This window comes from Comamonas sp. B-9, assembly GCF_000410635.1.
In the GTDB taxonomy this organism is placed as follows: domain Bacteria; phylum Pseudomonadota; class Gammaproteobacteria; order Burkholderiales; family Burkholderiaceae_C; genus Comamonas.
In genome coordinates this window covers 1-4567 of the sequence record NZ_APCR01000597.1, presented here as the reverse complement: position 1 = coordinate 4567, position 4567 = coordinate 1, and the positions used below count along the sequence as shown (strand labels likewise).

Here is a 4567-nt window from a genome sequence, read left to right as displayed (position 1 = left end):
CCAGCCTGCCCCAGCGCACGGAGCTGTTCCAGGCCAGTGTGGCCGCCAACCTGCGCCTGGGCCGGCCTGACGCCAGCGATGCCGAACTCTGGGCCGCGCTGCAAACGGCAGGCCTGGCTGATGTCATCCGCGCCCTGCCCCAACAACTGAACACGCCCCTGGGCAGCCAGGGCGCGGGCCTGTCGGGGGGCGAATCACGCCGCCTGGCGCTGGCCCGCCTGCTGCTGCACCCAGCGCCCTTGAGCTTGCTGGACGAACCCACCGAAGGCCTGGACCGCCAGACCGCCGCCCAGGTGATGCACGCGATTGCGCAATGGCATGCAAAGCGGGCCGCCAGCGGCCAGGGCGCCATCGTGATGGCCAGCCATTTGCAGCGCGAGGCGCGCCACGCCGACCGCATTGTTTGGATCGCCCCCTTGCAAGAAGGCATGGCGCAAGCGCGCAAGGGCACGGCAGAGTTTGAAGCGCTGTTGCAGCGATTGCGGCCTGGCTAGGCCGGCTCATGCAACACAGGTATTTGTCAGTTTGGAACCCACGTAGTTTTTCTACCAGATCGAGCACTTACAACACGGAAGGACCAGTTCATGGATCTCGACATCGTCGGGCTATCAAGATTGCAGTTTGCACTCACAGCCCTGTACCACTTTCTCTTCGTTCCCCTGACCCTGGGGCTGTCCATGCTGATCGCCATCATGGAGACGGTCTATGTGATGACGCGGCGTGTCATCTGGCGCCAGATGACCAAGTTCTGGGGCGTGCTCTTTGGCATCAACTTCGCCATCGGCGTGGCGACCGGTCTGGTGATGGAGTTCCAGTTCGGCATGAACTGGAGCTACTACAGCCACTATGTGGGCGACATCTTTGGCGCCCCGCTGGCCATCGAAGGGCTGATGGCCTTCTTCCTGGAGGCGACCTTTGTCGGTCTGTTCTTCTTTGGCTGGGACAAGCTCTCGCCGGTCAAGCACTTGATCGTCACCTGGCTCACGGCCCTGGGCACCAACCTGTCGGCGCTGTGGATTTTGATCGCCAACGGCTGGATGCAAAACCCCGGGGGGGCCGTCTTCAACCCGCAGACCATGCGCATGGAAGTGAATGACTTCGCCGCCGTGCTGAGCAACCCGGTGGCCCAAGCGAAGTTTGTGCACACCGTCTCTGCCGGTTATGTCTGCGCCTCCATCTTTGTGCTGGGCGTGTCGGCCTGGTACCTGCTCAAGGGCCGCCATGTGGCCTTGGCCAAGCGCTCGATGACCGTGGCCGCCGCCTTTGGCCTGGCCGGTTCGCTGTCGGTCGTGGTGCTGGGTGATGAATCCGGCTACCTGTCGGGCGAGCACCAGAAGATGAAGCTCGCAGCGATTGAAGCGATGTGGGAGACCGAGCCTGCACCGGCCGCCTTCACCGCCATCGGCTTTCCTGACCAGGAAGCGCGCGAGACCCATTACGCGATCCATATCCCATGGGCGATGGGCCTGATCGGCACGCGCTCGCTCGATACCGAGCTGCAGGGCATCAACGACCTGGTCAAGCACGCCGAGGTGCTGATCCGCGACGGTATCAAGGCCTATGACGCGCTGGAAAAAATCCGCGATGCCGGCTCAACGACCACGATCTCGCCCGAGCTCAAGGAACAGTTCGAGGCCAATGGCAAGTCGCTGGGCTATGCCTTGCTGCTCAAGCGCTATGTCGATGACCCGCGCCAGGCGACCGATGCGCAGATCGCCAAGGCGGCTTGGGATACGGTTCCGCAGGTGGCTCCGCTGTTCTGGACCTTCCGCATCATGGTCGCGCTGGGTATGTTCTTCATCGTGCTGACAGCTGTCTTCTTCTACCTCGCCTCGCGCCACCAGCTGGAAAACCGCCGCTGGCTGCTGTGGGTAGCGGTATGGTCCATCCCGCTGCCCTGGGTTGCGATCGAGTGCGGCTGGTTCGTCGCCGAGTTTGGCCGCCAGCCCTGGATCATCGAAGGCGTGCTGCCCACCGCTGTGGCCGCGTCCAACCTGGGCGTCACCACCTTGCTGATCACCATCCTCGGTTTTGTGGTGCTGTACACGGTGCTGCTCATCATCGAGATGAAGCTGATGCTCAAGGCCATCCAAAAGGGCCCCGAGCTTGAGCCCGAGCAGCGCGATCCGCAGCCGCTGAGCTATGCCTCGATCGCCACGGCGCAACCCACCTATTCGGGAAAGTAACACCATGATCTTGCATACACTTTTGAACTACGACACCCTGCGTGTCATCTGGTGGGTCCTGCTGGGCGTGCTGCTGATCGGCTTTGCCGTGATGGATGGCTTTGACCTGGGCACCGGCATGCTGCTGCCCTTCCTGGGCAAGAACGACCTGGAGCGCCGCGTCATCATCAATGCCGTGGGCCCCACCTGGGAAGGCAACCAGGTCTGGCTGGTGCTGGGCGGTGGCGCCATCTTTGCCGCCTGGCCACAGCTGTATGCGGTGTCCTTCTCGGGCTTTTACCTGGCCATGTTCGTGATCCTGATCGGTCTGATCCTGCGCCCGGTCGCCTTCAAGTACCGCAGCAAGAACGAGTCCCCCGCCTGGCGCAGCCGCTGGGACTGGGCGCTGTTTGCCGGCAGCTTTATCCCTGCGCTGATCTGCGGCGTGGCCATGGGCAATGTGCTCCAAGGCGTGCCCTTCCGCCTGACGCCCGAGCTCTACATCCACTATGACGGCAGCTTCTTTGGCCTGCTCAACCCCTTCGCGATCCTCGCTGGCCTCATCTCCGTCACCATGCTGCTGATGCATGGCGCGGCCTGGCTGTGCATCAAGACCGAAGGCGCCATTGCCGCCCGTGCCCGCACCGTGGGCAGCATCTCGGCGGTTGTGACTGCCGTGCTGTTCGTGCTCGCCGGCATTGTGCTGTGGAAGTTTGTTGACGGCTACAGCATCACCTCGGCGCTGAACACCACCGGCCCGTCGAACCCGCTGTTCAAGACCGCCGCCCACGCGCCCGGCGCCTGGATGCAGAACTACCAGCAGCACCCCTGGACGATGGCTGCGCCGATCCTCGGCGTGCTTGGCTGCCTGATCGCAGCGGTGCTGATCCGTGCCCGCAAGGATGGCCTGGCGATGATCACCAGCGGCCTGGGCATTGCCGGCATCATCCTGACCGTGGGCGCTTCGATGTTCCCGATGATCCTGCCCTCGTCCGTCGATCCGCGCTTTAGCCTCACGGTCTGGGATTCGTCGTCCAGCCACATGACCTTGTTCATCATGCTGGTCTGCACCCTCATCTTCATGCCGCTGATCCTGGCCTACACCAGCTGGGTCTACTCGGTCCTCTGGGGCAAGGTCAATGCCAAGGACATCAACGACGGCAACGGCCACGCTTACTGAGCGCCGTTGCACACTGAAAGGATTCGACTATGTGGTATTTCTCCTGGATTCTCGGCCTGCCGCTGGCCGCCGCCTTTGCGGTGCTCAACGCCATGTGGTTTGAGATGACCGAAGACCAGAAGCTGCGCCAGCAGCTGCTGGACGACCCAGACTCGCAGCACTGAGCTGCGGCACAAACCCCTGAGCCTGGCACTGCGCCATGGCTCTCAACGCACAAAGGCCCAAACCTAGGTTTGGGCCTTTTGCTATGGATGGAGCCGCATCAGCTTTGGTTTTGCAAATCTTCAGAGAACAGCCGCCAGTCCTTGCCCACCTTGCGCCAGTACTGGCGCAGCGACAAGGGCTGGGCCTGTTCGCGGCTCTTGAGTTTCAGGTTGGCGACGCGAATCTCGCCCTTGTCGTCTTTCCAGCCGTAGGTGGAGATGTCCTGCAGCTCCACACTGCGGCCCTTGAACAGCGCGGCCATGCGTGTCTGCCAGGCCTGGCCTTCGGGCGAGGCCGTCCATTGCGGCGTGGCCAGCTGCAAGGCCCCCTGGGGATCGTCCTGCATCCAGGCCTGGTGCCACTGCTGCAGCACGGCTGTAAAAGCGTCGGTGCTCTGGCGGTGCGAGGCATCGCTTGGCGCCACCCACTGCAGCTTCTCGCGGATCAGCACCGGCGTCAGCTTGTCCACCGTGCGCATCAGCGCAATCAGATCGGGGTTGGCCAGCACCACGCAGCCATCGCTGGCCTGGGGCAGGCGGGCGAACTGGTCCGGCGGCGCGCCATGCAGCCAGATACCGCTGCCCGAGCGGCCCATGGCCTTGTCCCAGTCATTGGGGTAGTTCAGGGTCAGAGCACCCTTGCCATAGAACTCGGGCAGGCGCTGGCCGGCAATCTGGCGGCCAATAAAGTAGATGCCTTCGGGGGTGCGCTGGTCGCCCTCCTCGAGCTTGCCCACCCCCAGCTTGCCGACGGAGACATAGAAGCTGTCGACCAGCTGCAGCTGGCCTTGGTCATGGCGCAGCAGGTAGAGGCGCGACTGGCTCGCATCAATGGCGATAACCTGGCGCACCGATGGTGACAGCGACAGAAACTCCGCAGGCACCTGGCCGGCGGCCGGCAGCGATTGGGCGCCCTGCATGCGGCGGCGGATCTCGTCTTGCAGGCCCTGGAGCTGCTCGAGGCTCTGCGCGCCCTGGGCGTTGGCCGCGGGCGTGGGCGGCGCAGCTGCGTCGGCCTG

5 protein-coding genes are annotated in these 4567 nt (G+C 63.7%); 4 read left to right on the top strand and 1 reads right to left on the bottom strand.

What is annotated here, in order from left to right:
- The 4 genes from H928_RS0105970 to cydX form a co-directional block, all read left to right on the top strand.
- Positions 1 to 494, top strand: a 494-nt coding sequence (locus H928_RS0105970) for an ATP-binding cassette domain-containing protein (protein ID WP_027010604.1), incomplete at its 5' end; no start/stop codon positions are given.
- A 90-nt stretch (positions 495 to 584) separates the two neighbouring features.
- A complete protein-coding gene (locus H928_RS0105965; protein WP_021025679.1) occupies positions 585 to 2186 on the top strand; it encodes a cytochrome ubiquinol oxidase subunit I in 1602 nt (533 codons plus the stop codon).
- A 4-nt stretch (positions 2187 to 2190) separates the two neighbouring features.
- Positions 2191 to 3345 (top strand): cytochrome d ubiquinol oxidase subunit II, encoded by a 1155-nt coding sequence (gene cydB / locus H928_RS0105960; protein WP_021025678.1) that lies wholly within the window; start codon positions 2191 to 2193, stop codon positions 3343 to 3345.
- Positions 3346 to 3374: 29 nt separating this feature from the next.
- Positions 3375 to 3509 carry a cytochrome bd-I oxidase subunit CydX gene (gene cydX / locus H928_RS0105955; protein ID WP_021025677.1) on the top strand — a complete coding sequence of 45 codons (135 nt, stop codon included), beginning with the start codon at positions 3375 to 3377 and terminating at the stop codon, positions 3507 to 3509.
- Between the two features lie 98 nt (positions 3510 to 3607).
- Here the strand turns inward: cydX and H928_RS0105950 are convergent.
- Positions 3608 to 4567: murein L,D-transpeptidase family protein (locus H928_RS0105950; RefSeq protein ID WP_021025676.1), on the bottom strand; the 960-nt coding region annotated here is incomplete at its 5' end.

Coding starts and splice junctions, on each gene's coding strand:
- H928_RS0105965 (WP_021025679.1), top strand. CDS start 585: ATGGATCTCGACATCGTCGGGCTATCAAGATTGCAGTTTGCACTCACA.
- cydB (WP_021025678.1), top strand. CDS start 2,191: ATGATCTTGCATACACTTTTGAACTACGACACCCTGCGTGTCATCTGG.
- cydX (WP_021025677.1), top strand. CDS start 3,375: ATGTGGTATTTCTCCTGGATTCTCGGCCTGCCGCTGGCCGCCGCCTTT.